Annotated in this window: 17 protein-coding genes and 1 pseudogene; 11 read left to right on the top strand and 7 right to left on the bottom strand. The window is 61.8% G+C overall.

Annotated elements, in window-relative coordinates; all coding sequences use genetic code 11:
• Positions 1-125: 125 nt before the first annotated feature.
• From NIBR502773_RS17385 to NIBR502773_RS17410, 6 genes are all read right to left on the bottom strand, one after another.
• Entirely contained in the window at positions 126-503 is a 378-nt protein-coding gene (locus NIBR502773_RS17385; RefSeq protein WP_115486473.1) for a gamma-butyrobetaine hydroxylase-like domain-containing protein, read from the bottom strand.
• A 149-nt stretch (positions 504-652) separates the two neighbouring features.
• The gene (gene hslU / locus NIBR502773_RS17390) at positions 653-1990 is read right to left on the bottom strand and encodes an ATP-dependent protease ATPase subunit HslU (RefSeq protein ID WP_065940783.1); all 1338 of its coding nucleotides are present in this window, start codon (positions 1988-1990) and stop codon (positions 653-655) included.
• A gap of 37 nt (positions 1991-2027) precedes the next feature.
• The gene (hslV, locus tag NIBR502773_RS17395; protein ID WP_010563201.1) at positions 2028-2558 is read right to left on the bottom strand and encodes an ATP-dependent protease subunit HslV; all 531 of its coding nucleotides are present in this window, start codon (positions 2556-2558) and stop codon (positions 2028-2030) included.
• 256 nt (positions 2559-2814) lie between these two features.
• Complete coding sequence (locus tag NIBR502773_RS17400) at positions 2815-3516, bottom strand: SPOR domain-containing protein (RefSeq protein WP_027605014.1); 702 nt, start codon at positions 3514-3516, stop codon at positions 2815-2817.
• Position 3517: 1 nt separating this feature from the next.
• Positions 3518-5254, bottom strand: a complete 1737-nt coding sequence (argS, locus tag NIBR502773_RS17405; protein ID WP_027605013.1) for an arginine--tRNA ligase — start codon at positions 5252-5254, stop codon at positions 3518-3520.
• 110 nt (positions 5255-5364) lie between these two features.
• On the bottom strand, positions 5365-7584 hold the full coding sequence (locus NIBR502773_RS17410) for a primosomal protein N' (protein ID WP_141156537.1): 2220 nt from the start codon (positions 7582-7584) through the stop codon (positions 5365-5367).
• A gap of 230 nt (positions 7585-7814) precedes the next feature.
• Between NIBR502773_RS17410 and rpmE the strand changes: the two genes are divergently transcribed.
• The 3 genes from rpmE to NIBR502773_RS17425 all read left to right on the top strand — a co-directional run bounded on the left by rpmE (position 7815) and on the right by NIBR502773_RS17425 (position 10319).
• Positions 7815-8048 carry a 50S ribosomal protein L31 gene (gene rpmE, locus NIBR502773_RS17415; protein WP_005784030.1) on the top strand — a complete coding sequence of 78 codons (234 nt, stop codon included), beginning with the start codon at positions 7815-7817 and terminating at the stop codon, positions 8046-8048.
• A gap of 14 nt (positions 8049-8062) precedes the next feature.
• On the top strand, positions 8063-8869 hold the full coding sequence (locus NIBR502773_RS17420; RefSeq protein ID WP_141156538.1) for a thermonuclease family protein: 807 nt from the start codon (positions 8063-8065) through the stop codon (positions 8867-8869).
• A 181-nt stretch (positions 8870-9050) separates the two neighbouring features.
• On the top strand, positions 9051-10319 hold the full coding sequence (locus NIBR502773_RS17425) for a malic enzyme-like NAD(P)-binding protein (protein ID WP_027605010.1): 1269 nt from the start codon (positions 9051-9053) through the stop codon (positions 10317-10319).
• Positions 10320-10436: 117 nt separating this feature from the next.
• On the opposite strand, the gene NIBR502773_RS17430 is transcribed toward NIBR502773_RS17425, so the two are convergent.
• Positions 10437-12896, bottom strand: a complete 2460-nt coding sequence (locus tag NIBR502773_RS17430) for a penicillin-binding protein 1A (protein WP_371263358.1) — start codon at positions 12894-12896, stop codon at positions 10437-10439.
• 221 nt (positions 12897-13117) lie between these two features.
• On the opposite strand from NIBR502773_RS17430, the gene pilM reads away from it, so the two are divergent.
• The 8 genes and pseudogenes from pilM (at position 13118) to gltB (ending at position 24792) form a co-directional block, all read left to right on the top strand.
• Positions 13118-13774 carry a type IV pilus biogenesis protein PilM gene (pilM, locus tag NIBR502773_RS17435; RefSeq protein ID WP_141156539.1) on the top strand — a complete coding sequence of 219 codons (657 nt, stop codon included), beginning with the start codon at positions 13118-13120 and terminating at the stop codon, positions 13772-13774.
• Positions 13771-14322, top strand: a complete 552-nt coding sequence (locus NIBR502773_RS17440; protein ID WP_092489395.1) for a PilN domain-containing protein — start codon at positions 13771-13773, stop codon at positions 14320-14322. Before pilM ends, NIBR502773_RS17440 begins: the two co-directional genes overlap by 4 nt.
• On the top strand, positions 14319-15290 hold the full coding sequence (locus NIBR502773_RS17445) for a pilus assembly protein PilP (RefSeq protein ID WP_141156540.1): 972 nt from the start codon (positions 14319-14321) through the stop codon (positions 15288-15290). Before NIBR502773_RS17440 ends, NIBR502773_RS17445 begins: the two co-directional genes overlap by 4 nt.
• A 138-nt stretch (positions 15291-15428) precedes the next feature.
• Positions 15429-16685 (top strand): annotated as a pseudogene (locus tag NIBR502773_RS17450) (type IV pilus secretin PilQ); the annotation flags it as partial.
• Between the two features lie 4 nt (positions 16686-16689).
• The gene (gene aroK, locus NIBR502773_RS17455) at positions 16690-17208 is read left to right on the top strand and encodes a shikimate kinase AroK (RefSeq protein ID WP_115486468.1); all 519 of its coding nucleotides are present in this window, start codon (positions 16690-16692) and stop codon (positions 17206-17208) included.
• A gap of 125 nt (positions 17209-17333) precedes the next feature.
• A complete protein-coding gene (aroB, locus tag NIBR502773_RS17460; RefSeq protein WP_141156541.1) occupies positions 17334-18434 on the top strand; it encodes a 3-dehydroquinate synthase in 1101 nt (366 codons plus the stop codon).
• A gap of 10 nt (positions 18435-18444) precedes the next feature.
• Positions 18445-19995, top strand: a complete 1551-nt coding sequence (locus tag NIBR502773_RS17465) for an SPOR domain-containing protein (RefSeq protein WP_141156542.1) — start codon at positions 18445-18447, stop codon at positions 19993-19995.
• A 351-nt stretch (positions 19996-20346) separates the two neighbouring features.
• Positions 20347-24792: a glutamate synthase large subunit gene (gltB, locus tag NIBR502773_RS17475; RefSeq protein ID WP_027605001.1), complete on the top strand. Its 4446-nt coding sequence runs from the start codon at positions 20347-20349 to the stop codon at positions 24790-24792.
• The last annotated feature ends 31 nt before the right edge of the window (positions 24793-24823 follow it).

The following is a 24823-nucleotide window of genomic DNA, read 5'->3' on the forward strand; positions in this document are numbered from 1 at the left end:
ACTTGCCAGTTCCATTGGTTACCCGAGTTTAATTTTTTTCGCAAGCGGGCCAATCGTTGGCCACGCGACAGGGCATTCAAGCAGATGAAATTAGAAAATGCCCTCTAAAGAGCAAGAAGCCTGGACTAGAGCATCAGCCGCACGACCGACTCGCTCGGATCGCGGGTTTTGCCGGCTGCCTTGAGCTCGGCGAGATAATCGGCCCACAACGCCTCCTGACGCACGGCCAGTTGGTAGAGGTAGTCCCAGGTGAACAGTCCGCTGTCATGCCCGTCGTCGAAGGTCAATTTCAGTGCGTACTGGCCGGCCGGTTCGATCTTGGTCAACCGCACGTTGAGCTTGCCGAATTGCAGGATAGGCTTGCCGTGGCCCTGGACCTCGGCGGAAGGCGAATGCACCCGCAGCAGTTCGGCGGGCAACTGGTAGACCTCGTCGGGCCCATAGGTGAGGCCTAGGGTGTTGGAGGTTTTGTGCAGGTTTACAGCGGTAGGAAACTTGGCCATATGAGGTGCTCTTGAATAAACCGGCTTAAAAATGTGGGAGGGGGCTTGCCCCCGATTGCAGTGGGTCAGCTATAGATAAGCTGACTGATTCACCGCTATCGGGGGCAAGCCCCCTCCCACATTTGAAGCAAAGCAGTTCTGTGTGAGGCTTACAGAATATACCGCGATAAGTCCTCGTTCTGCGCCAATTCGCCCAAGTGGCTGTTGACGTAGTCGGCGTCGATCTTGATCGCTACGCCATTCTGCGCCCCGGCCATGTCGCCGGCGCTGAAGGACACTTCCTCAAGCAGGCGCTCAAGCAGGGTGTGCAGGCGACGCGCGCCGATGTTCTCGGTCTTCTCGTTGACCTGCCAGGCAATCTCCGCCAGGCGCTTGATACCGTCCGGCAGGAACTCGATGCCCAGCCCTTCGGTTTTCAGCAGCTCACGGTACTGCTCGGTGAGCGACGCATGGGGTTCGCTGAGGATGCGCTCGAAGTCGCCGGGGGTCAGCGCCTTGAGCTCTACGCGAATCGGCAGGCGGCCTTGCAGCTCGGGCACCAGGTCGCTTGGCTTGCTCAGGTGGAACGCACCCGAAGCGATAAACAGGATGTGGTCGGTCTTGACCATGCCAAGCTTGGTATTGACGGTGCAGCCTTCGATCAGCGGCAGCAGGTCGCGCTGCACACCTTCGCGCGATACATCGACGCCGCCGGCGTTGCCGCGCTTGGCCACCTTGTCGATCTCGTCGATAAACACGATGCCGTGCTGCTCAACCGCTTCCAGGGCCTTGGCCTTGAGTTCTTCCTCGTTCACCAGGCGCCCGGCTTCCTCGTCGCGCACCAGTTTCAGCGCTTCCTTCACCTTGAGCTTGCGGCTTTTCTTCTTGCCCTTGCCCATGTTGGCGAACAGGTTCTGCAACTGGCTGGTCATTTCTTCCATGCCAGGCGGTGCGGAGATGTCGACGCCAGAGACTTCAGCGACTTCGATCTCGATTTCCTTGTCGTCCAACTGGCCTTCACGCAGGCGCTTGCGGAACAGCTGGCGGGTGTTGGAATCCGAGGCCGGTGCGGCGTCTTCATTGAAGCCCATGCGCGCCGGTGGCAGCAGGGCGTCGAGGATGCGTTCTTCGGCGGCGTCTTCGGCACGGTGGCTGACCTTGGTCATTTCCTGTTCGCGCAGCAGTTTCAGGGCAGCGTCGGCCAGATCACGAATGATCGACTCGACATCGCGGCCCACATAGCCGACTTCGGTGAACTTGGTGGCTTCGACCTTGATGAACGGTGCGTTGGCCAGCTTGGCCAGGCGTCGCGCGATCTCGGTTTTACCGACGCCGGTCGGGCCGATCATCAGGATGTTCTTGGGCGTTACTTCAACGCGTAATTCTTCGGGCAGTTGCATCCGGCGCCAGCGGTTACGCAGCGCGATGGCAACCGCGCGCTTGGCATCGTCCTGGCCGATGATATGGCGATTGAGTTCATGGACGATTTCGCGGGGAGTCATGGACATAGTGTTTGGCGGCCTCAAGCGGGAATAAGCCTACGGCTTACTCGGCGAGGTCCTGCTCCTCAATGGTGAAGTTGTGGTTGGTGAACACGCAGATATCGCCGGCAATGCCCAGGGCGGTCTCGACGATTTCGCGGGCCGACAGGTCGGTTTTCTTCAACAGTGCGCTGGCTGCGGCTTGTGCATAACCGCCGCCGGAGCCCATGGCGATCAGGCCATGTTCAGGTTCAACCACATCGCCGTTACCGGTGATGATCAGGGACGCATCTTTGTTGGCGACGGCCAGCATGGCTTCCAGGCGGCTGAGGGAACGGTCGGTGCGCCATTCCTTGGCGAGTTCGACAGCGGCACGTACGAGGTGGCCCTGGTGTTTTTCCAGCTGGCCTTCGAAACGCTCGAAGAGGGTGAAGGCGTCGGCGGTGGCGCCGGCAAAACCGGCGAGGACCTGGCCGTGATACAGGCGACGCACTTTTTTCGCATTGCCTTTCATCACGGTATTGCCCAGGGAAACCTGGCCGTCGCCGCCCATGACGACTTTGCCGTGGCGACGTACTGAAACGATGGTGGTCAAGGGAGAGTCTCCACGCAGCGGGGCGAAAATGCCCTGATGGAAACTCATATGGGGGTGGCGGGGGGGATTTCAACCATGGGGGTTTATGGCGGACGAGTGGTGTTTATCGGTCTGACACCCATTTCAGAGGGCTGCAATACCAAATGTGGGAGGGGGCTTGCCCCCGATAGCGGTAGATCAGTCAATATTTTCGGCGACTGATACACCGCCATCGGGGGCAAGCCCCCTCCCACATTTTGCTCGGTGTTGGCTGGGGTCAGCGGCTCTGGCGCTGTTGTAACAACAGGTTGCTAAACCCGGCCCCGGCCAATTGCTTCTGCGCCACGGTCAGCTGTTCGCGGTTGCTGAACGGCCCCACCAGCACGCGATACCAGGTCGCGTCCTTCACCGTGCCGGACTCCACCGTCACCGTCTGGCCCAACAGAATGATCTGCGCACGCACGCGATCCGCATCGGCCTGCTTCGGGAACGAGCCTGCCTGCAGGAAGAACTTGGTCACCGGCGCGGCCTTGGTTTCGGCAACCGGTGGTGCTGGCGGCGGAGTAATCCCGGCCAGTGCTGCCTGGGCCCGGGCGGTATCGATTTTCGCTGCTTCTGCCGGGGTTACCGGGGTGGTCGGCACTTGCGGCGTCGGCAGGGTTTTCTCCGGCACGGCGTCAGGCGGCACGATCACTTCCGATTCCGGCAGCAGCGTATAGAAGTCGTACTTCGGCTTTACCGGAGCTGTCGGGCTCGGTGCAGTCTTGTTGGCTTCAGCCATTTTCGTGGCCTTCTGCTGTTCCTGCTTGACCCGTTTGACGTCATCGCCCTGGCCTGGATCCAGCTTCATCAGGAACACGATAAACGCGCCGACCGTGAGGCCGATCGCCATCCACAACCAGCCTGGGATCGGCTTCTTCGCCGGGGCCTGGTAGCGGCTGGCGCCGCGCTTGGGTGCAGGTTTTTTCTTGGCAGCCAACTTACATACGCTCCAGAGTTTCCAGGCCCAACAGTTCCAGGCCTTGCTTGAGGGTCCGTCCAGCCAGTGCGGCGAGGCGCAGGCGACTTTGCTTCTGGGCTTCGTCGTCGGCGGTGAGGATCGGGCAATTCTCGTAGAAGCTGGAGAACAACCCGGCGACTTCGTACAGGTAGGTGCACAGGATATGCGGTGTGCCTTTCTCGCCGACGCTGTTCAGCACTTCGCCGAATTGGGCGAGCTTGGCGGCCAGCTCCTGTTCATGGGGCGCGTCCAGCACGATCCGGCCTTCGACTTCGCTGAAGTCCTTGCCCAGCTTGCGGAACACACCGGCCACGCGGGTGTAGGCGTACAGCAGGTACGGCGCGGTGTTGCCCTCGAAGTTGAGCATCAGTTCGAAGTTGAAGCTGTAGTCGCTGGTGCGGTGCTTGGACAGGTCGGCGTATTTCACCGCGCCAATCCCCACCACGCGGGCAATATTGCGCAGGTCGGCCTCGGCCAGCTCCGGGTTCTTTTCCTTCACCAGGTTGTAGGCGCGGTCCTGGGCTTCGTTGAGCAGGTCGATCAGCTTGACGGTGCCGCCGTCGCGGGTCTTGAACGGGCGGCCATCGGCGCCGTTCATGGTGCCGAAGCCCATGTGTTCCATGTGCATCGGATGGGTGACGAAACCGGCGCGACGTGCCACTTCGAACACCTGCTGGAAATGCAGGGCTTGGCGCTGGTCGACGAAATACAGCGCACGGTCGGCCTTGAGCACGCCGCTGCGGTAGCGCACGGCCGCGAGGTCGGTGGTGGCGTAGAGGTAGCCGCCATCGGCCTTGACGATGATCACCGGCAGCGGCTCGCCGTCGGCGGTCTTGAATTCTTCGAGGAACACGCACTGCGCGCCGTTGCTCTCGACCAGCAGGCCCTTGGCCTTGAGGTCGTTGACCACGTTGATCAGGTCGTCGTTGTAGGCGCTTTCGCCCATTACATCGGCCATGGTCAGCTTGACGTTGAGCAGTTCGTAGATTTCCTGGCAGTGGGACAGCGAGATCTCGCGGAAGCGGCCCCACAGTTCCAGGCATTCCTTGTCGCCGGCTTGCAGCTTGACCACCAGGCCGCGGGCGCGATCGGCGAACTCTTCGGATTCGTCGAAACGCTTCTTGGCGGCGCGGTAGAAGTTCTCCAGGTCTGACAGCTCGTTGCTGGTGATCGGGTTTTCCTGCAGATAGGCCATCAGCATGCCGAACTGGGTGCCCCAGTCGCCTACGTGGTTCTGGCGGATCACGGTGTCGCCGAGAAACTCCAGTACCCGGGCCACGCCGTCGCCGATGATGGTCGAGCGCAGGTGACCGACATGCATCTCCTTGGCCAGGTTGGGCGCCGACAGGTCGATGGCCACGCGCTGAGCCGGGCCGGCCTTGCGCACGCCGATCCTGGCGTCGGCCAGTGCCGCATCCAGGCGTGAAGCCAGGGCCTGGGTGTTCTGGAAGAAGTTGATAAAGCCCGGGCCGGCGATTTCGGCCTTTGTAACGCTCTCGTCGGCAGGCAGCGCGGCGATGATTTTTTCCGCCAGGTCGCGCGGCTTCATGCCGGCCGGCTTGGACAGCATCATCGCGATGTTGCTGGCGAAGTCGCCGTGGGTCTTGTCGCGGGTGTTTTCCACCTGGATCGCCGGCGTCAGGCCTTCAGGCAACACACCTTCGTTGACGAGTTGGGTGAGGGCTTGTTGGATCAGCTGGCGAATGGTGTCTTTCATGGTGTTCTCTTTCGACCGCAAGCGGCGGCGCGCGATGCGCAGGTGGAAAAACTGGACATTATCCGTGGCGAGGGCGGGCTTGCCAACCTTCGCAGGACCTGTGGCCAGGCTTAATACAAATCTACCGGGTCTACATCCAACGACCATCGCACCTGGCGGCCACTGGGCATTTGCTCCAGCGCAAGTAACCAGCTACTTAATAGCCGATGCAACGGTGCGCGGGACGTGGCCTGCAAGAGTAGCTGGGCACGATAACGCCCGGCACGACGCTCCATGGGCGCGGGTACCGGGCCGAGCAATTCGATGCCGCTCAGCCCCAGCTCGCCGAGCAAGCGTTCGGCGGCGCTGCAGGCTTCATCCAGAAAACCCTCGGCCTGCCCCGGTTTATGGGCTTCGGCGCGCAACAGCGCAAGGTGCGCAAAGGGCGGCAGGCCGGCGGAGCGGCGTTCGCTCAGCGCCTGTTCGGCGAAGGCAAAGTAGCCTTGTTCGGTCAGTTGAATCAGCAACGGATGGTCGGCCAGGTGGGTCTGGATAATCACCTTGCCCGGCTCCTCCGCGCGCCCGGCACGCCCGGCGACCTGCACGATCAACTGTGCCATGCGCTCGCTGGCGCGGAAGTCGCCGGAGAACAGGCCGCCGTCGGCATCCAGGATCGACACCAGGGTCACCCGGGGGAAGTGGTGCCCTTTGGCGAGCATTTGCGTACCCACGAGGATGCACGGCTGGCCCTTCTGGATGGTGGTGAACAGCTGGTTCATGGCGTCCTTGCGCGAGGTGCTGTCGCGGTCGACCCGCAAAACCGGGTAGTCCGGGAACAGAATGCCCAGGCGCTCCTCGGCGCGCTCGGTGCCAGCGCCCACCGGACGCAGGTCGACCTTGCCGCATTGTGGGCAATGGCGCGGTACACGCTCCACATGGCCGCAATGGTGGCAACGCAGTTCGCCATGGCGCTGGTGCACGGTCATGCGCGCATCGCAACGCTCGCACTCGGACATCCAGCCGCAGTCATGGCACAGCAGCGTCGGCGCAAAGCCCCGGCGGTTGAGAAACACCAAGACCTGCTGGCCGGCCGCCAGGGTCTGGCCGATAGCTTGTTGCATCGGCCCGGAAATGCCGCTGTCCAGCGGCCGGCTTTTCACGTCCAGGCGCAGGAAACGGGGTTGTTTGGCGCCGCCGGCGCGCTCGTTCAGGCGCAGCAGCCCGTAACGGCCGGTGTAGGCATTGTGCAGGCTTTCCAGGGACGGTGTGGCCGAGCCCAGCACAATCGGGATGTCTTCCTGGCGCGCGCGCACCAGCGCCAGGTCGCGGGCGTGGTAGCGCAGGCCTTCCTGCTGTTTATAGGAGCCGTCGTGCTCCTCGTCGATGATGATCAGCCCGGGATTTTTCATCGGCGTGAACAGCGCCGAGCGGGTGCCGATAATAATGTCGGCTTCGCCGTCCCGCGCCGCCAGCCATGACTCCAGGCGCTCACGGTCATTGACCGCCGAGTGCACCAGGGCGATGCGCGCATTGAAGCGCTGTTCGAAGCGCGCCAGGGTCTGCGGGCCCAGGTTGATCTCGGGGATCAGCACCAGTGCCTGTTTGCCGGCCTGCAGGGTTTCGCGGATCAACTGCAAATAGACTTCGGTCTTGCCACTGCCGGTGACGCCCGCCAGCAGGAACGCATGGAAGCTGTCGAAACCCGCGCGAATCGCTTCATAGGCGGCACGTTGTTCAGGGTTCAGCGGCAGTTCGGGCTGGGCCAGCCAGTGTTCGTGGCGCGGGTCGGGGGCGTGCCTGCGGATTTCCACCTGCACCAAGCCCTTGGCCAGCAAGAGGTCGAGGCTGTCCTTGCTCAGCATCAGCTTGCTCAATAGCTGATGGGCGACGCCATGGGGATGCTGGGCCAGGGTTGCCAGGGCTTCACGCTGGCGCGGGGCGCGGGCGATGCGCGGGTCGTCGAGGTGTGCGCCGGGCACCGTCGACCAGAAGCGCTCCTGGCGTGTTTCGGCCAGTTCACCCTGGCGCAACAGCACCGGCAGTGCCCAGCTCAGCGTGTCACCGAGGCTGTGCTGGTAATACTGGGCGGTCCACAGGCACAGCTTGAACAGCGCGGGCGGCAACGGCGGGGTGGCATCGAGCAGGGCGATGGCCGGCTTGAGCTTCTCGGCCGGCACTTCACTGTGGTCGGCGACTTCCACCAGGATGCCGATCATCTCCCGACGGCCAAACGGCACGCGCACGCGCATGCCCGGCTGCAACTGCGCGCGCAGCACACCGGCCGGGGCCCGGTAGTCGAACAGGCGGCGCAGGGGCGAGGGCAGGGCTAGGCGCAAAATGGCGTCGGGCACGCGAGAGGTCTCATCTATAAAGGCAGGCGGTGGCGCAGGGGCGGGAGCCTAGCAGACCGGGGGAGGCTTGGGGTAGCCGCCAGTTTTCTGATGAAAGGTGCTTTTATGTTGACACGCGATGGGTGTCGCCGCTTGCGCGTTTAAAAAGGTCTGGTAGAATCCGCGGCCTAATTACGTGCGGTATTCGACAATAGTGTCGAGTGGCGGCACGCTAGCCCGAGGAAGTCACCATGAAAGCCGATATCCATCCAGCGTACGAAACCATCGAAGTAACCTGCAGCTGCGGCAACAAGTTCGAAACTCGCTCGAACCTGTGCAAGCCACTGGGTACTGACGTATGCAACGAGTGCCACCCGTTCTACACCGGTAAGCAGAAAACTCTGGACACCGGCGGCCGTGTACAGCGCTTCGCAGATCGCTTTGGTGCTTTCGGCAAGAAGCCTGCTGCTACTCCAGCAGAGTAAGGCTCAAAAGCCTTATGGGCTTTTGCCAGCTGTTGAAAAAGGCGTCCCTTGCGGGCGCCTTTTTTGTGCCTGCGATTTGGGTGGCGGCCGTGCAGGCCGAGGTATTCTGCCCCGCGCCGACGGCCCTGGCCCGCGTGGAAGTGCAGCGGGTAGTGGATGGCGACACGGTGCGCCTCAAGGATGGCCGCAGTGTGCGGATGATCGGTATCAATGCCCCGGAAACCGGCAAGAAAGGGCGCGCCGACGAGCCATTTGCAGTCGCGGCTCGTCAGCGCCTGCAGGCGCTGGTGGCTGCCAGCGGTGGTCGTGTCGGCCTGGTGCCGGGGCGTGATCGCAAGGATCATTACGGTCGCACCCTGGCCCACCTCTATGGTGCCAACGGCGAGAACCTGGAGGCGCAACTGTTGGCCGAGGGCCTGGGGTTCCAGGTCGGCGTGGCCCCGAATGTCGATCTCGTCGCCTGTCAGCAGGCGGCTGAAAACAGCGCCCGTAAAGCGCGCCTGGGCCTGTGGCGCCAATCGCCGGTGCGGTCTGTGGTGCAACTCAAGCGCTCAGGTTTTGCCGTGGTCAGCGGCCGGGTCAGCCAGGTAAAGCGCAATCGTGGCGGTATCTGGATTGAAATGCGGGGATCACTGGTATTACGCGTCTCGCCTGCTCTGGTCAGTCAATTCGATGCTGCCGGGCTCAATGGTCTGCAAGGCCGCACTGTTGAGGCGCGGGGCTGGGTACAGGATCGCTCGCGACGCGGCGGGCTGAAAAAAGGTCAGGCGCGCTGGCTTCTGCCGTTGACCGATCCGGGCATGCTCAAATCGACGCCTTGAGAAAAAATTGTAGACATTTTTTGAGTCGATTGTGAACAGTTGAGCCCTTGTATCCCGTGGCTCTTGGCCGAAAGTCTTAGTGCAGGGCCCTTGACACCTGTGACTGCCCAGTCTTGTAGGGACTTTACGACACGAGTATCCTCGGCGGTCCGTCGACCAACAGTAAAAGCGGAATGCCGATATGTCTGATTTGAAAACTGCCGCTCTCGAATATCATGCCCATCCTCGTCCAGGAAAGCTGAGTGTAGAGCTCACCAAAGCCACCGCCACCGCCCGCGACCTGTCGCTGGCCTACAGCCCTGGCGTGGCCGAGCCCGTACGTGAAATCGCCCGCGACCCCGAACTGGCGTACAAGTACACCGGCAAAGGCAACCTGGTTGCAGTGATTTCCGATGGCACCGCGATTCTCGGCCTGGGTAACCTCGGCCCACTGGCCTCCAAGCCAGTCATGGAAGGTAAGGGCGTGCTGTTCAAGCGCTTCGCCGGCATCGACGTTTTCGATATCGAAGTCGACTCCGAGAGCCCGCAGGCTTTCATCGACACGGTCAAGCGCATTTCCATCACCTTCGGTGGCATCAACCTGGAAGACATCAAGGCACCTGAGTGCTTCGAGATCGAAAAGGCCCTGATCGAGCAGTGCGACATTCCGGTATTCCACGATGACCAGCACGGCACCGCGATCGTCACCGCGGCCGGCATGATCAACGCCCTGGAAATCGCCGGCAAGACCCTGGCTGACGCCAAGATCGTCTGCCTGGGCGCCGGCGCTGCGGCCATCTCCTGCATGAAGCTGATCGTCAGCATGGGCGCCAAGCTAGAAAACATCTATATGGTCGACAGCAAGGGCGTGATCCAGTCCGAGCGTACCGACCTGAACCAGTACAAGGCGATGTTTGCCCACCCGTCCTCCAAGCGTACCCTGGCTGACGCCCTGAACGGTGCTGACGTGTTCGTCGGCCTGTCCGGCCCGAACCTGCTGAGCGCTGAAGGCCTGAAGTCCATGGCGGCCAACCCGATCGTGTTCGCCTGCTCCAACCCTGATCCTGAAATCGCCCCGGAACTGGCCCACGCCACCCGTGACGACGTGATCATGGCCACCGGTCGTTCGGACTACCCGAACCAGGTCAACAACGTGCTGGGCTTCCCGTTCATCTTCCGTGGGGCCCTGGACGTTCGCGCCAAGCGCATCAACGAAGAGATGAAAGTAGCTGCCGCCAACGCCCTGCGTGAACTGGCCAAGCTGCCCGTGCCTCAGGACGTGTGCGACGCCTACGGTGGCGCCAAGCTGGAATTCGGTCGTGAGTACATCATCCCGAAACCAATGGATAAGCGCCTGATCACCCTGATCTCCGATGCCGTGGCCAAGGCCGCGATCGAGACCGGTGTGGCCACCCTGCCGTATCCAAAAAACTACCCGCTGCAAAGCGTGGATGATGTGTTCAACGGCTAAGCCGTTGTAGCGCACCAACAAAAAGCCCCGGCTCTCGCGAGTCGGGGCTTTTTGTGGGTGTGGCGATTAACTTGTGTCCTGTGGAGATCAAATGTGGGAGGGGGCTTAAGGTCCAGGTTAGAACAGATCGATCGGCGCCGCCTCATCCGCCGGCAACGGGCTGCCCGGTACGACGCCGTTGCCCAGTTCATTGACCGACGGCGGCGTATCTTCGCTCTTGAACAGTTCGAAGTACGCATTCGGCGTGCTCGGCGAGGCCGCACGGCCACTGACCGGATCGATCCGCAGGCTGAGGATGCCTTCCGGCTCCGGTTGGGTGTGCAGCGGCTTGTCCTTCAAGGCCGCGCCCATGTAGCTCATCCAGATCGGTAGCGCTACTGTACCGCCGAACTCGCGGCGGCCAAGGCTTTCCGGCTGGTCATAGCCGGTCCACACGGTGGTCACGTAGTCGGCGTTATAGCCCGAGAACCAGGCATCCTTGGATTCGTTGGTGGTACCGGTCTTGCCCGCGATGTCCGCGCGCCCCAAGGCCAGGGCGCGACGGCCGGTGCCTTTCTTGATTACGTCTTCCAGGATGCTGTTGAGGATATAGGTGGTACGGCCATCCACAATGCGCTCGGCCACGGCGGGTGCCTGCGGTTCGGTTGCAGCGGGATTGGTGGCTGGCGCGGTTCCTGGGGTCGGCTCGATGGTGATACCGCCATTGCCTGGCGCCGCCAAGCCATCCGTCGCAGCGATGCCGTTGACCACATCACCCGGCACGCGTGGCGGGTTGGCGGTGAACAGGGTGTCGCCGTTGCGGCTTTCGATCTTGTCGATCAGGTACGGCGCGATCTTGTAGCCGCCGTTGGCAAAGGTGCTCCAGCCGGTGGCGATTTCCATCGGCGTGAGGGTCGCGGTACCCAAGGCCAGGGACAGGTTCGGCGGCAGGTCCGACTTGTTGAAGCCAAAGCGCGTGATGTAGTCGATGGTCTTGCCGACACCCATCGCCTGCAGCAGGCGGATCGACACCAGGTTGCGTGACTTGTACAGCGCCTCACGGATACGGATAGGGCCAAGGAAAGTGTTGGTGTCGTTCTTGGGGCGCCAGACTTTGTCCAGGTACTCGTCGACGAACACGATGGGTGCATCATTGACCAGGCTGGCGGCGGTGTAGCCGTTATCCAGGGCGGCGCTGTAGATGAACGGCTTGAAGCTCGAGCCTGGCTGGCGCTTGGCCTGGGTGGCCCGGTTGTAGTTGCTCTGTTCGAACGCGAAGCCACCCACCAGGGCGCGGATTGCACCGTTCTGCGGGTCCAGCGATACCAGTGCGCCCTGGGCCAGCGGCACCTGGCTGAATTTCAGGCTGTCGTCCTTCTGGCGTTGCACGCGGATCAGGTCGCCCACTTGCGCGACATCCGACGGTTGCTTCGGCATCGGGCCCATGCTGTTGGTGTTCAGGAACGGGCGCGCCCATTTCATGCTGTCCCAGGCCACGTGGGCTTCGCCGGTGCGGGTCAGTACCTGCACACCATCTTTCTTCACCTGGGTGACGATGGCCGGTTCCAGGCCGCTGATCGCGCGCTGTTTGCCCAGCTCGGCCGTCCAAGCGCTCAGGGTCTTGCCTGGCAGGCGCGACTCAGGGCCTCGGTAGCCGTGGCGCTGGTCGTAGGTGATCAGGCCGGAATGCACGGAGTCATTGGCGATCTCCTGCAAGTCGCTCGGAACCGTCGTGGTCACGCGGAAGCCTTCGGTGTAGGCCTCGCTTCCGTAACGGCCGACCATCTCGGCACGCGCCATTTCTGCGATATACGGGGCATTCACTTCCGGCGTCGGCACGTGGTAGCTGGCGTTCAACGGCTCCGCCACCGCACTTTCATAGGCGGCCTGGTCGATCTTGCCCAGCTTGTACATGCGCCCCAGGATCCAGTCGCGGCGCTCTTTGCTGCGCGCCGGGTTGGCCAGGGGGTTGAAGCGCGAAGGGGCCTTGGGCAGGCCAGCAATCATCGCCATCTGCGCCAGGCTGGCGTCACGAATCGACTTGCCGTAGTAGACCTGCGAGGCCGCCTCGATTCCGTAGGCACGGTTGCCCAGGTAGATCTTGTTGACGTACAGCTCGAGGATCTCGTCCTTGGTCAGCTGACGTTCGATCTGCAATGCCAGCAGGATTTCAGTGGCTTTGCGGGAAAAACTGCGCTCGCTGGTGAGGAAGAAGTTTTTCGCCACCTGCATGGTGATGGTGCTGCCGCCGGATTGAATGTGTCCGCTTTTTACCAGTTGCGTGGCCGCACGCACCAGGCTGCTGGGGTCGACGCCATAGTGGTTGGCAAAATTATCGTCTTCGGCCGACAGCAATGCGCTGATGAAATTAGGTGGAATGTCGGCAAAACGGATCGGTGTGCGGCGCATTTCGCCGAACTCCGCGATCAGCTTTTCATCGCTGCTGTAGACCCGCAAAGGAATCTGCAACTGGATACTTCTGAGGGCCTCTACGGAGGGTAAACCCGGACTAAGGTAGAGGTAGGCCCCGCTGAGTACGAGCAGCAGCCCGCAGACGATCGCGACAATGGAGTACCCGAAAAACTTCAGCAGACGGATCAAGGCTTTTGGATTTCCAGAGAAAAGAATGGGTTACGCGTCGGGGCATGCATGGCAAACGATGGATCGACCCGAGCTGCGGATAAAAAGCGGGGAAAAACGCTGGGCATTAAAGCATTTTTCGCCTTGGGGCGTCATTCGCGCCGGCTCAACAAGTCGACCGAATGCAGGGCTTCCGGCGGCAATCAGGCGTTAAGACAGGGAAAGCTTTGGGGAGTTTTATGGGAAAGGGATTTTTCAGGCGCAAAGTCGACACCGTTCTTGGCGTCGACATCAATGAAGCAGGGATCAAGCTGGTAGAACTGAGCTGTTCGGCCAACCGTTACACCGTGCAGGGCTACGCCATACAGGCGCTGCCGGCCCAGGCGGTGGTCGACGGCGTCTGGCTGGACCTGGAAGGCATAGGCCATGCGCTGTACACGGCGCTGTCCCGGCTGGGCACGTCGGCCAGGCAGGCGGCGGTCGCCGTTTCCGGTCCTTCGGTCATTACACGGGTCATTGAAATGCAGGCTGGGCTTGGCGACGACGAAATGGCCCGGAGGATCCAGGTGGAGGCAGAGCAATACATTCCCTACCCGCTGGACGAGGTGGCGCTGGACTTTCAGGTCCAGGGGCCGTCGACGCAGGATCCCGCGCGGGTCGAGGTGTTGCTGGCGGCGTGTCTCAAGGAGCACGTGGAGGTCCGTGAAGCCGTGTTGGCCCTGGCGGGGCTGGTGCCCAGGGTGGTGGATGTCGAAGGGTTTGCATTGGCGCGCGCTTGCCGTCAGGATTTCGCCAGCTTTACACCGGGCCATCGAGTCGATGGTGCCCAGTGGATCGTGGATGCCCCTGGGATGGGAGTCGCTTGCGGGTTGGCCCTGAGGAGTTTCGCTGGATGACACGAATCAATCTTTTGCCTTGGCGCCAGGCGCTGGCGGAGCGCAGGCGTAAATATTTCCTGATACTGCTGGTGGCGTTTGCCTGTGTCGCGCTCGCGACGGTGTGGCTGGCGGACCAGGTGATCGACCAGGCGATCGACCGGCAGGTGACGCGAAACGATCATGTGCGCAAGGACGTCGGCGTCCTGGACTCGCGTATCCAGACCATTGATGACCTCCAGGTGCAAAGCCAGCAACTGGCGGAGCGCATGAAAGTCGTGCAGGACCTGCACGATAATCGCTCCGCCGGTGCACAGCTGCTGGATCAGTTGGCCCGTGCGGTGCCCGACGGTGTGCATTTGCATGAGGTCGTGGCGAAAGGCGATACGGTGAGTATCAGCGGTAGTGCTGAGTCCAGCCAGGATATCGCCCAACTGATGCGTCGCCTGGAGGCATCCGAAGGCGCCCACGCCACTCGCCTGCAGCATGTACGAACCGAAGGCGCTCGCGGCAACACTGAATTCCAGTTGATGGTGCGCCAGGGAGAATCTTCCGAGGCCCAGCCATGAGCCGGCCCAGGCTCGAATTTTCCGCGCTGACTCACAATGCTGCCAAATGGCCCTTACCTGGCAGGATCTTGCTGGGCTGTGCGCTGGCCGGCTTGGTGCTGTTGGTGGGCGACTTTGTGTGCCTCAGCCCGTCGCGGGAGCGCTTGCACGAGGTCCAGGTGCAGGAAGTGAGCTTGCAGCAGCAACTTGCGGAAAAAGCCGTCCTGGCTGCGGACCTTGAAGAGCGGGCTCGCCAGGTCCAGCTTATGCAGGAGAAGGTCAGCGAGCTTTTGCAGCAAATGCCCGAAGAGTCCGAAATGCCCGGCTTTCTTGAAGACATCGCCAGGATGGCGCTGGCCAACGGTTTGGTGATTGAGAGCGTCACTCCGCTGGATAAGCTGTCTAGGTCGTTCTATCACGAACAGCCCGTTCGCATCGGCGCCACCGGTACCTATCACGACCTGGCGACGTTTGTGAGTGCCCTGGGCGGCCTTTCGCGAATCGCCACGGCGCACGATATTGCCATGCGACGGGATGGCAAGCTGCTGCACCTTGATCTGCTGGCCAAGACGTACTGGCATGAGCGACAAGGCATCAAGCGGGACGCGGCTGTCATGCAAGGGCAACCCTTTGTATACGGCGCTTCTGGTATTCGTGACCCGTTCCAGCCCATTGCCCTGCAAGTCGACCGCGCGCCAGGGCGGACGGCCGCTGCCCCGGACCTCGCTCGCCGGCGTGAAGCCTTGGAAGGCCACCCAGTGGATCAGTTCGAGATGGTTGGCACGTTGTCCCGTGGGGCGCAGACCTTCGCCTTGCTGCGCCAGGCTTCAACCGTGCATCGCCTGGCAGTCGGTGACTATCTGGGGCCGGATCATGGTCGAGTCACAGCGATTCATGACGGCCATATCGAACTGATCGAGTTATTTCCCGATGAACAGGGGGCATGGCTGGAGCGCCCGCGAACCCTCGTGCTAAACGTCAACTCATAACGGAATCAAACAATGAAAAGGACTTTCTCGTCCTTCGGTGTGGCGCTATGGATAGCGTTCACGGCACCGATGGCTGCTGCTGTGCCCAATCGTGTGGACCTGATCCAGCTACCGCCTCCCGGCAGCGCGGTTTCGGGCGCCTATGGCGGGGACAAATTGAACCTCAACTTCCAGGACATCGGGCTGCGCGCTGCCTTGCAGCAAATCGCCGACGTGGCGGGCCTCAATCTGGTGGTCGGCGATGACGTACAGGGCTCTATCACCCTGCGGCTCAAAGACGTGCCCTGGGATCAGGCGCTGGACCTGGTGCTGCAAACCAAAGGCTTGGATAAGCGGATAAAGGCTGGCGTCCTGCTGGTGGCGCCGGCCGAGGAGCTGGCTGCGCGCGAACTGCTGGCGCTGGAATCACGCAAGCAGATGGCCGACCTGGCGCCGCTGCGCCGTGAGCTACTGCAAGTCAACCACGCCAAGGCGGCAGACCTGGCCAAGCTGTTTCAGTCGGTGAGCGGCTTTGAAGGCACGACCGATGAACGTGGCTCAGTGGCAGTGGATGACCGCACCAATAACATCATTGCCTACCAGACCGGCGAGCGCCTGGAAGAGTTGCGGCGGATCGTGGCGCAACTGGATGTGCCGGTGCGCCAGGTGATGATCGAAGCGCGGATTGTAGAGGCCAATGTCGACTACGACAAAAGCCTGGGCGCACGCTGGGGTGGGCGGCTCAATCGCGGGAATTGGGCTGCCGGGGGGATCCAGAAGCCTTTGCCGGACGGTGCCCAGGCGCCGGAAAACGTGCCCAGCTCGCCATTTGTCGACTTGGGTTCACTCACGGGTACATCAGGCCTGGGCATCGCCTTCATCGCCGATAACCTCCTGCTGGACCTGGAACTGACCGCCATGGAGAAAACCGGCAATGGCGAAATCGTCTCGCAGCCCAAGGTGGTCACTTCCGACAAGGAAACCGCGCGCATTCTAAAGGGCACCGAAATTCCCTATCAGGAATCCACTTCTCAAGGTGCTACCTCGGTGTCGTTCAAGGAGGCGTCCCTGTCGTTGGAGGTCACGCCGCAGATCACCCCCGATGACCATGTGATCATGGTGGTCAAGGTCACCAAGGACGAGCCCGACTATCTCAACAAACTCAACGACGTACCGCCGATCAAGAAAAACGAGGTGAATGCCAAGGTGCTGGTCAAGGACGGCGAGACCATCGTCATCGGCGGGGTTTTCTCCAATACCCAAAGCAAAGTGGTAGATAAAGTGCCATTTTTGGGCGATGTGCCGTATCTTGGCCGCCTTTTCCGGCGCGATGTGCTGGCGGAGAAAAAATCCGAGCTGCTGGTATTCCTGACTCCGCGTATTATGAATAACCAGGCGATTGCTGTGAGTCGTTGATTCTGTGCGAAATTTGATTCTTGTAGGACCGATGGGGGCTGGAAAAAGCACCATCGGCCGATTGCTGGCCAAAGAGCTGCGCCTGCCATTCAAAGATTCCGACAAGGAAATTGAATTGCGCACGGGTGCCAATATCCCATGGATCTTCGATAAGGAAGGTGAGCTGGGCTTTCGCGACCGCGAGCAGGCGATGATTGCCGAGCTGTGCAGCTGCGACGGCGTGGTATTGGCCACCGGCGGCGGCGCGGTGATGCGCGATGAAAATCGGCGGGCGCTGCATGCCGGTGGTCGGGTGGTCTATCTGCATGCGTCGGTCGAGCAGCAGGTGGGGCGTACCGCCCGTGATCGCAATCGTCCTTTGCTGCGCACGGCAAACCCGGAAAAAACCTTGCGCGACCTGCTCGCGCTGCGCGATCCGCTGTATCGGGAAATCGCCGATCTGGTGGTGGAAACCGATGAGCGGCCGCCTCGGATGGTGGTTCTCGATATTCTCGAGCGCCTGCAACGGCTGCCACCCCGTTAAAGCCAGGCCCGAAATGCGCTATTCTCGGCGGCGCGCTATCACCCTGCGGGGTGTGGCGTAGAGCCATCAGGCAACGTCAGATCTTGACGTTGCCGGTCGTCAATACATCTTCAACGCGGGGACACATGCAGACACTTAAGGTCGATCTAGGCGAGCGCAGCTACCCGATCCATATTGGCGAAGGTCTGCTGGACCAGCCCGAATTGCTGGCCCCGCACATCGCCGGGCGGCAAGTGGCAATCATCTCCAACGAGACGGTCGCGCCGCTGTATCTTGAGCGTCTGAGCCGCAGCCTGGCGGCGTACTCAGTGATCTCCGTGATTCTGCCCGATGGCGAAGCCCACAAGAACTGGGAAACCCTGCAACTGATCTTTGATGGCCTGCTGACCGCACGCCATGACCGCCGAACCACCGTGATTGCCCTGGGCGGCGGTGTGATCGGCGACATGGCCGGCTTTGCGGCGGCCTGCTACCAGCGCGGCGTGGACTTTATCCAGGTGCCGACCACCCTGTTGTCCCAGGTCGATTCGTCGGTGGGCGGCAAGACCGGCATCAACCACCCCCTGGGCAAAAACATGGTCGGCGCGTTCTACCAGCCCCAGGCCGTGCTGATCGACACCGCGACCCTCAACACCTTGCTACCGCGGGAGCTGTCGGCGGGCCTGGCGGAGGTCATCAAGTACGGGTTGATCTGCGACGAACCCTTCCTGGCCTGGTTGGAAGAACATGTGGACGCCCTGCGCGCACTCGACCAGGTGGCGCTCACCGAGGCGATTTCCCGCTCCTGCGCCGCCAAGGCGCTGGTGGTGAATGCCGACGAGCGGGAGTCCGGTGTGCGGGCCACCTTGAACCTGGGCCACACCTTCGGCCATGCGATCGAAACCCACATGGGCTATGGTGTGTGGTTGCATGGAGAGGCCGTAGCGGCTGGCACAGTGATGGCATTGGAGATGTCGCAACGTCTGGGCTGGATCAGCGCCCAGGAGCGTGATCGCGGTATCCGCCTGTTCCAGCGTGCCGGTTTGCCGGTTATCCCACCGGAAGAGATGACCGAGGCGGACTTCCTCGAACATATGGCAATAGACAAGAAAGTGATCGACGGTCGCCTGCGACTGGTGCTGTTGCGCCATATGGGCGAAGCGGTAGTGACCGACGATTATCCGAAAGAGATTTTACAGGCCACGCTGGGAGCGGATTACCGCGCCCTGGCTCAGCTGAAAGGTTAATAAGATCCCGATGACTAGTTTGCATGCCGACGAGGCGTTCCTCGGCCACTACCAGTTAAGCCACGACCCTTTTGCTCCACGGGTGCCTGGTTTCAAATTTTTCCCGGCCCAGCGCAAGCCGGTGCTGGGGCAACTGCACCATCTCGCGCGCTACAGCCAGCTGCTGCTGGTCGTCACGGGCCCGTTGGGCAGCGGCAAGACCTTGCTGCGCCAGGCCCTGGTGGCCAGTACCAACAAACAGTCCGTACAGAGCGTGGTGGTGTCTGCCCGTGGCGCCGGTGATGCGGCGGGCGTGCTGCGTCAGGTAGCCCAGGCGCTGGATGTCGCCACTGCCGAGCCGAATGCGATCCTCAAGCAGGTGGTGCAACTGGGTCTGACCGGCCAGGAAGTCTACCTGCTGGTGGATGACGCCGAGCAGCTCGACGAATCCGCCCTGGAAGCGCTGTTGGCGCTGGCGGCGGGCACGCCGGAAGGTCGCCCCCATGTGTTCCTGTTCGGTGAATCGTCGTTGATCGCCGATCTGGAGCAGATCAGCGGTGATCAGGAGCTGTTCCACGTTATCGAACTGCAGCCGTACGAAGAGGAAGAAACCCGGGAATACCTGGCTCAGCGCCTCGAAGGCGCAGGGCAGGGCATCGAACTTTTCTCTGCTGCGCAGATCTCTGATATTCACGAAAGCTCTGACGGCTGGCCTGGCACCATCAACCAGGTCGCCCGCGATGCCATGATCGAAGCCATGATTGCCAGCCGCTCTGCGGTCAAGCGTCCAAAGATGGGGTTCACTATGCCTAAGAAGCACGTATTGGCAATTTCCGCCGTTGTCGTGGTTGCTGTTGCCGCCGCCTGGTTGATTCCGGGTCGCAGCAAGGCACCGACTACCGCAGGTGCGCCAACCGAACAGGCGCAGTTGCCACTGGGCAAGCCCACGCCGAATGTCGAGTTCGCCAATTCCGGTCAGCCGACCAACCTGCCGATGGTGGGTCAGCCGGTGATGCGTGGCCCGCTCGCCGAAGAAGCCGGTGGTATCTCTGAAGGCGACGACGGCGTGCCGGTGGAAGGCTCCAGCGCCACACCGCCGACCGTGACCACTACTGCGCCACCTGCCGGCGTCCCCGCAGGTACGCCAGCGACCCCTGTTGCGCCAGCCGCCAAGCCGACCCCGGCACCGACCGTTGCCACTGCCAAGCCTGCGGCGCCAGTGGCGAAGCCGGCTCCGGCTCCGGCGCCAGCCGCCAAATCGGCCGAAAAGCCGGCAGCCACCGTCGCCAAGGCCGGCAGCAGCTGGTACAGCAGCCAGCCCACCGGCAACTTTGTCGTGCAGATCCTCGGCACCAGCTCCGAAGCCAACGCCCAGGCGTTCGTGAAAGAGCAGGGCGGCGAATACCGTTATTTCAAGAAAGTGCTCAACGGCAAGCCTCTCTACGTGATCACCTACGGCAGCTTCCCAAGCCGTGCCGCAGCTGATTCCGCCATCAAAGCCTTGCCAGCGAAGGTTCAGGCTGGTAAACCTTGGCCTCGCACTGTCGCCAGCGTTCAACAAGAACTGGCAGCAACTCGCTGAAGATCCGGCGGCCTTACCCAGGCCGCCCTCCCGGCACCTCAAAAAAGATCGCAAGGCGTGCAGCCCCTCCAGGCCGCGCGCTTTGTGGTGTCTGCGTTACAGTAGCTTTTGAGTCGTAGCGGTCAGAATTAAAAAAGTTTTGACTAGCACAGCATATCGCTTTAAACCTTTCATAAATGCGACATAGATTTGCGACATTTCGTCGCTAAATTTGTGAGCGTTCGTGTCGGTGTGTACAATGACCTCCCTTTTGCCCCCGCTAAGCCGGCGTACGTTCGGCGTGGAAGGTAACCGGTTGAATTGAAAAGAAATTTGCCTCGTTACAAGAGGCAGCCTGGTGAGAAAGTGTCTATGAAAGCAGGTCTGTACCAACCCGATGAATTCAAGGATAACTGCGGTTTCGGCCTGATAGCCCATATGCAGGGCGAGCCCAGTCATACCCTTTTGCAAACGGCCATCGAGGCCCTGACCTGCATGACCCACCGCGGTGGGATCAACGCCGACGGCAAGACCGGTGACGGTTGCGGCTTGCTGATTCAAAAGCCCGACCAGTTCCTGCGCGCGGTCGCCAAAGAGCATTTCGCGGTCGACCTGCCCAAGCAGTACGCCGTGGGCATGGTGTTTTTCAACCAGGACCCGGCCAAAGCCGAAGCTGCTCGCGAGAACATGAACCGCGAGATCGTCGCTGCCGGCCTGCAACTTGTCGGCTGGCGCAAAGTGCCGATCGACACCAGCGTGCTCGGCCGCCTGGCCCTGGAGCGCCTGCCGCAGATCGAACAAGTGTTCATCGCAGGCGACGGCCTGAGCGACCAGGACATGGCGATCAAGCTGTTCACCTCCCGTCGTCGCTCGTCCGTGGCCAACGCCGCCGATGCCGACCACTACATCTGCAGCTTTTCCCACAAGACCATCATTTATAAAGGCCTGATGATGCCGGCGGACTTGACCGCCTTCTATCCAGACCTGAGCGATGAGCGCCTGCAAACCGCCATTTGTGTGTTCCACCAGCGCTTCTCCACCAACACCCTGCCGAAATGGCCGCTGGCCCAGCCATTCCGCTTCCTCGCCCACAACGGCGAGATCAACACCATCACCGGCAACCGCAACTGGGCCGTGGCCCGTCGCACCAAGTTCGCCAACGATTTGATGGACCTGGAAGAACTCGGCCCGCTGGTCAACCGTGTGGGCTCCGACTCCTCCAGCATGGACAACATGCTCGAACTGATGGTCACCGGCGGCATCGACCTGTTCCGTGGCGTGCGCATGATCATTCCGCCTGCGTGGCAGAACGTCGAGACCATGGACCCGGACCTGCGTGCATTCTACGAGTACAACTCGATGCACATGGAGCCGTGGGACGGCCCGGCCGGCGTGGTCATGACCGACGGTCGCTACGCGGTGTGCCTGCTCGACCGTAACGGTCTGCGCCCGGCCCGCTGGGTTACGACCACCAACGGTTTCATCACCCTGGCCTCGGAAATCGGCGTGTGGGACTACAAGCCGGAAGACGTGATCGCCAAAGGCCGTGTAGGCCCTGGCCAGATCCTCGCCGTGGACACCGAAACCGGCCAGATCCTCGACACCGATGCCATCGACAACCGCTTGAAGTCCCGTCACCCGTACAAGCAATGGCTGCGCAAGAACGCCCTGCGCATCCAGGCGACCATGGAAGACAACGACCACGGTTCGGCGTTCTACGACATCGACCAGCTCAAGCAGTACATGAAGATGTACCAGGTCACGTTCGAAGAGCGCGACCAGGTCCTGCGTCCGCTCGGCGAGCAAGGCTACGAGGCGGTCGGCTCCATGGGCGATGACACGCCGATGGCTGTGCTGTCCCAGCGCGTGCGCACGCCGTACGACTATTTCCGCCAGCAGTTCGCCCAGGTGACCAACCCACCGATCGACCCGCTGCGCGAAGCCATCGTGATGTCCCTGGAAGTCTGCCTCGGTGCCGAGCGCAACATCTTCCAGGAGTCGCCTGAGCACGCCTCCCGTGTGATCCTCAGCTCGCCGGTCGTTTCCCCGGCCAAGTGGCGTTCGCTGATGACTCTGGAGCGCCCGGGTTTCGACCGCCAGATCATCGACCTGAACTACGACGAGAGCCTCGGCCTTGAAGCCGCTGTGCGCAACGTCGCCGACCAGGCCGAAGAAGCCGTGCGCGCCGGGCGTACCCAGATCGTGCTGACCGACCGTCATATCGCTCCGGGCAAGTTGCCGATCCACGCGTCCCTGGCCACCGGCGCGGTGCACCACCGCCTGACCGAAAAAGGCCTGCGCTGCGACTCCAACATCCTCGTGGAAACCGCCACCGCCCGCGACCCGCACCACTTTGCGGTGTTGATCGGCTTCGGCGCCTCGGCGGTGTACCCGTTCCTCGCTTATGAAGTGCTGGGTGACCTGATCCGTACTGGTGAAGTGCTGGGCGACCTCTACGAGGTGTTCAAGAACTACCGCAAGGGCATCACCAAGGGCCTGCTGAAGATCCTGTCGAAGATGGGCATCTCCACCGTCACCTCCTACCGTGGCGCGCAGCTGTTCGAAGCCATTGGTCTGTCGGAAGAAGTTTGCGAGCTGAGCTTCCGTGGCGTGCCGAGCCGCATCAAGGGTGCGCGTTTCGTCGACATCGAAGCCGAACAGAAAGCCCTGGCCGCCGAAGCCTGGAGCGCGCGCAAGCCGATCCAGCAAGGTGGCCTGCTCAAGTTCGTGCACGGTGGCGAATATCACGCCTACAACCCGGACGTGGTGAGCACCCTGCAAGCCGCCGTGCAGCAGGGCGACTACGCCAAGTTCAAGGAATACACCGCGCTGGTGGATAACCGCCCGGTGTCGATGATCCGCGACCTGTTCAAGGTGAAGACCCTGGATACGCCGCTGGCCATCAGCGAAATCGAACCGCTGGAATCGATCCTCAAGCGCTTCGACTCCGCCGGTATTTCCTTGGGCGCCTTGTCGCCTGAGGCTCATGAAGCCCTGGCCGAAGCCATGAACCGCCTGGGCGCGCGTTCCAACTCCGGTGAAGGCGGTGAAGACCCGGCGCGCTACGGCACGATCAAGAGCTCGAAAATCAAGCAGGTTGCCACTGGCCGTTTCGGTGTGACCCCGGAATACCTGGTCAACGCCGAAGTGCTGCAGATCAAGGTGGCCCAGGGCGCCAAGCCCGGTGAGGGCGGCCAGCTGCCGGGCGGCAAGGTCAATGGCCTGATCGCCAAGCTGCGTTATGCGGTACCGGGCGTGACCCTGATCTCGCCACCGCCGCACCACGACATCTACTCGATTGAAGATTTGTCGCAACTGATTTTCGACCTGAAACAAGTCAACCCGCAGGCCCTGGTCTCGGTGAAACTGGTCGCAGAAGCGGGCGTCGGTACCATCGCCGCCGGCGTGGCCAAGGCCTATGCCGACCTGATCACCATCTCCGGCTACGACGGCGGCACCGGCGCATCGCCGCTGACCTCGATCAAGTACGCCGGCGCACCGTGGGAACTGGGCCTGGCGGAAACCCACCAGACCCTGCGCGGCAACGACCTGCGCGGCAAAGTGCGGGTGCAGACCGACGGTGGCCTGAAAACCGGCCTCGACGTGATCAAGGCCGCCATCCTCGGCGCCGAGAGCTTCGGCTTCGGCACCGCGCCGATGATCGCCCTGGGCTGCAAATACCTGCGCATCTGCCACCTGAACAACTGCGCCACCGGCGTCGCCACTCAGAACGAAAAGCTGCGCAAGGATCACTACATCGGCACCGTCGACATGGTGGTGAATTTCTTCACTTACGTCGCCGAAGAAACTCGTGAGTGGCTGGCCAAGCTGGGCGTGCGTTCCCTGGAAGAGCTGATCGGGCGCACCGACCTGCTGGACATCCTCGAAGGCCAGACCGCCAAGCAACAGCACCTGGACCTGACGCCGTTGTTGGGCAGCGATCACATCCCTGCAGACAAGCCACAATTCTGCCAGGTGGATCGCAACCCGCCGTTCGACAAAGGCCTGCTGGCCGAGAAGATGGTCGAAATGGCCGGTTCCTCGATCAACGACGCCATTGGTGGCGAATTCGCCCTGGATATCTGCAACTGCGACCGTTCCATCGGCGCACGCATCTCCGGCGAAATCGCGCGCAAGCACGGCAATCAGGGCATGGCCAAGGCGCCGATCACGTTCCGCTTCAAGGGCACTGCGGGCCAGAGCTTCGGCGTGTGGAACGCCGGCGGCCTGCACATGTACCTGGAAGGCGACGCCAACGACTACGTAGGCAAGGGCATGACCGGCGGCAAACTGGTCATCGTTCCGCCCAAAGGCAGCGTCTACAAGACCCAGGACAGTGCCATCATCGGCAACACCTGCCTGTACGGCGCCACCGGTGGCAAGCTGTTCGCCGCGGGTACGGCCGGTGAGCGTTTCGCCGTGCGTAACTCCGGTGCCCACACCGTGGTGGAAGGCACGGGCGATCACTGCTGCGAGTACATGACCGGTGGCTTTGTCGCGGTACTGGGCAAGACCGGTTACAACTTCGGTTCGGGCATGACCGGCGGTTTCGCCTACGTGCTCGACCAGGACAACACCTTCGTCGACAAGGTCAACCACGAGTTGGTCGAGATCCAGCGGATCAGCGGCGAAGCCATGGAATCCTACCGGAACCACTTGCAGCACGTGCTGGACGAGTACGTCGAGGAGACCGGCAGCGAATGGGGTCGTAACCTCGCCGAAAACCTCGATGATTACCTGCGTCGTTTCTGGCTGGTCAAGCCCAAGGCTGCCAACCTGAAATCGTTGCTTTCCAGCATCCGTGCCAACCCGCAGTGATATGCGCCTGAAGAGTTTGATGAGGTTTTAA

Source organism: Pseudomonas sp. NIBRBAC000502773 (assembly GCF_006517195.1).
Lineage (GTDB): Bacteria > Pseudomonadota > Gammaproteobacteria > Pseudomonadales > Pseudomonadaceae > Aquipseudomonas > Aquipseudomonas marginalis.

What these genes read in the sequence shown, in the direction of transcription:
- NIBR502773_RS17385 (WP_115486473.1), bottom strand. Translation starts at nt 503, where the DNA reads ATGGCCAAGTTTCCTACCGCTGTAAACCTGCACAAAACCTCCAACACC.
- hslU (WP_065940783.1), bottom strand. Translation starts at nt 1,990, where the DNA reads ATGTCCATGACTCCCCGCGAAATCGTCCATGAACTCAATCGCCATATC.
- argS (WP_027605013.1), bottom strand. Translation starts at nt 5,254, where the DNA reads ATGAAAGACACCATTCGCCAGCTGATCCAACAAGCCCTCACCCAACTC.
- rpmE (WP_005784030.1), top strand. Translation starts at nt 7,815, where the DNA reads ATGAAAGCCGATATCCATCCAGCGTACGAAACCATCGAAGTAACCTGC.
- NIBR502773_RS17420 (WP_141156538.1), top strand. Translation starts at nt 8,063, where the DNA reads ATGGGCTTTTGCCAGCTGTTGAAAAAGGCGTCCCTTGCGGGCGCCTTT.
- NIBR502773_RS17425 (WP_027605010.1), top strand. Translation starts at nt 9,051, where the DNA reads ATGTCTGATTTGAAAACTGCCGCTCTCGAATATCATGCCCATCCTCGT.
- pilM (WP_141156539.1), top strand. Translation starts at nt 13,118, where the DNA reads ATGGGAAAGGGATTTTTCAGGCGCAAAGTCGACACCGTTCTTGGCGTC.
- NIBR502773_RS17440 (WP_092489395.1), top strand. Translation starts at nt 13,771, where the DNA reads ATGACACGAATCAATCTTTTGCCTTGGCGCCAGGCGCTGGCGGAGCGC.
- NIBR502773_RS17445 (WP_141156540.1), top strand. Translation starts at nt 14,319, where the DNA reads ATGAGCCGGCCCAGGCTCGAATTTTCCGCGCTGACTCACAATGCTGCC.
- aroB (WP_141156541.1), top strand. Translation starts at nt 17,334, where the DNA reads ATGCAGACACTTAAGGTCGATCTAGGCGAGCGCAGCTACCCGATCCAT.
- NIBR502773_RS17465 (WP_141156542.1), top strand. Translation starts at nt 18,445, where the DNA reads ATGACTAGTTTGCATGCCGACGAGGCGTTCCTCGGCCACTACCAGTTA.
- gltB (WP_027605001.1), top strand. Translation starts at nt 20,347, where the DNA reads ATGAAAGCAGGTCTGTACCAACCCGATGAATTCAAGGATAACTGCGGT.